The sequence below is a fragment of the Sphingomonas sp. Ant20 genome (genome assembly GCF_000783375.1).
Taxonomy (GTDB): domain Bacteria; phylum Pseudomonadota; class Alphaproteobacteria; order Sphingomonadales; family Sphingomonadaceae; genus Sphingomonas; species Sphingomonas aerolata.
Genome location: NZ_JRVI01000215.1, coordinates 1 through 1,602, shown reverse-complemented (window position 1 = coordinate 1,602; position 1,602 = coordinate 1). Strand labels below are relative to the sequence as shown.

Annotated in this window: 2 pseudogenes; one reads left to right on the top strand and one right to left on the bottom strand. The window is 70.9% G+C overall.

From position 1 onward, the window contains the following. Window positions 1-753, bottom strand: a pseudogene (locus NI18_RS18680) (flagellar biosynthesis protein FlgK); the annotation flags it as partial. On the opposite strand from NI18_RS18680, the pseudogene flgG reads away from it, so the two are divergent. Then, window positions 746-1,458 (top strand): annotated as a pseudogene (gene flgG, locus NI18_RS18675) (flagellar basal-body rod protein FlgG); the annotation flags it as partial. The pseudogenes NI18_RS18680 and flgG sit on opposite strands and share 8 nt — an antisense overlap. Window positions 1,459-1,602: the final 144 nt, after the last annotated feature.

Sequence of the window (1,602 nt, the reverse complement as noted above, 5' to 3'; positions counted from 1 at the left end):
CGTGTCGAGCGTGTCCCGGTCGCGCGCCGAGGTGCCGTCCGCCTCGGCGAACCGCACGTCGATCGTCGGATAGACCGGCTGCGCGCTGCCGACCCCGCTGGCGGGATAGGAGAGCTGGCGCAGCCGCTGGTCGAGCAGCGGGACGCCCGAGGCGGTATCGATCGTCACCCGCCCGCTCGGCTGTTCGCGCGCGGTGATGCCGATCAGCGCGCTGAGCTCCTCGAGCGCTGTCGTGCGGCGGTCGGCGGGTCCCGACGCGCTGCGCCCCAGCCCCTGCAGCCGCAAGATCGAATCGTTGAGCGTGTCGACCGTGCGCAGCAGCGCGTTGACCCGCTCGACCGTGTCACCGACCTCGCCCTCGATATCGCCGCGCAGCACGTCGACGTCGCGACCGAGCTGGCGCATCGATCCGATCGCGTCCTCGACCATGCCGACAAAGGGCGCGGTGACCGCGGAGCCGCCATTGGCGCCGGCCATCGCGGTCGCGGTCGCGGCGATCGCGTCGAGCCGGGCGGGCAGCGCGGATTCGGACCCGGTCGCGCCGAGCAGCGACTGCAACCGGTCGAGATAGCCCGCCTCGACCTCCGCACGGCCCGCATCGCCGCTGCGGCCATAGACGGTCGCTTCGAGGAACTTGTCCGCGACGCGGCCGGGTTCGCCGACCACCACGCCGTTGACGCGGCCCGCGGTGACCCCCGTCTGCAATGCGACCGTCTCGCGCGCATAGCCCGGCGTGTTGACGTTCGCCAACATGAACACCACCGGGTTCAAGCGCCAGCGCGCGGCATTCCAGGACCTGCTCTATCAGCAGGAGACGCGCCCGGGTTCGGCGGCAGGCGGCGACGGCCAGGCCAAGGTGCCGACCGGGATCCAGATCGCGCGGGCGTGAAGACCGGTGGCGTCTACCGCATCACCGAACAGGGTGCGCCCAACCAGACCGGCAACCGCTATGACATCGCGATCCAGGGGCGCGGCTATTTCCAGGTGACGCTGCCTTCGGGGCAGATCGGCTTCACCCGCGACGGATCGTTCCAGCTGTCCGAACAGGGCGAGCTGGTCACCGCGGACGGCTTCCGCGTCGAACCCACGATCGTCATCCCGCCCGAGGCGGTTGACGTCGCGATCTCGAAGACCGGCGAGGTCCAGGTCAAGCTCGCCAACGATCCCGCGCTGCAGACCGTCGGCCAGATCCAGCTCGCGACCTTCGTCAACGAGGCGGGGCTCGAGGCGCAGGGCGGCAACCTCTTTCTCGAAACCGCCTCGTCCGGGCAGCCGACCGTCGCCGCGCCGGGCCAGCCGGGCTTTGGCGACACGCTGCAGGGCTTTGTCGAGGCGTCGAACGTCAATCCGGTGTCGGAGATCACCGCGCTGATTACCGCGCAGCGCGCCTATGAGATGAACAGCCGCGTGGTGAAGACCGCGGACGAGATGCTCGCGACCTCGAGCCAACTCCGATGAGCCGCCTGGCAATCGCCGTCGCGCTGCTGCTGGCATCGGGGGCTGCGTCCCCGGCGCAGGCGGCGGATCCCGTCGAGACGCCCGTCGCGGTGCTCACCCGCGCGATCGCGCGCGGCGACATCCTGAGCGCGACCGGCGCGGTCT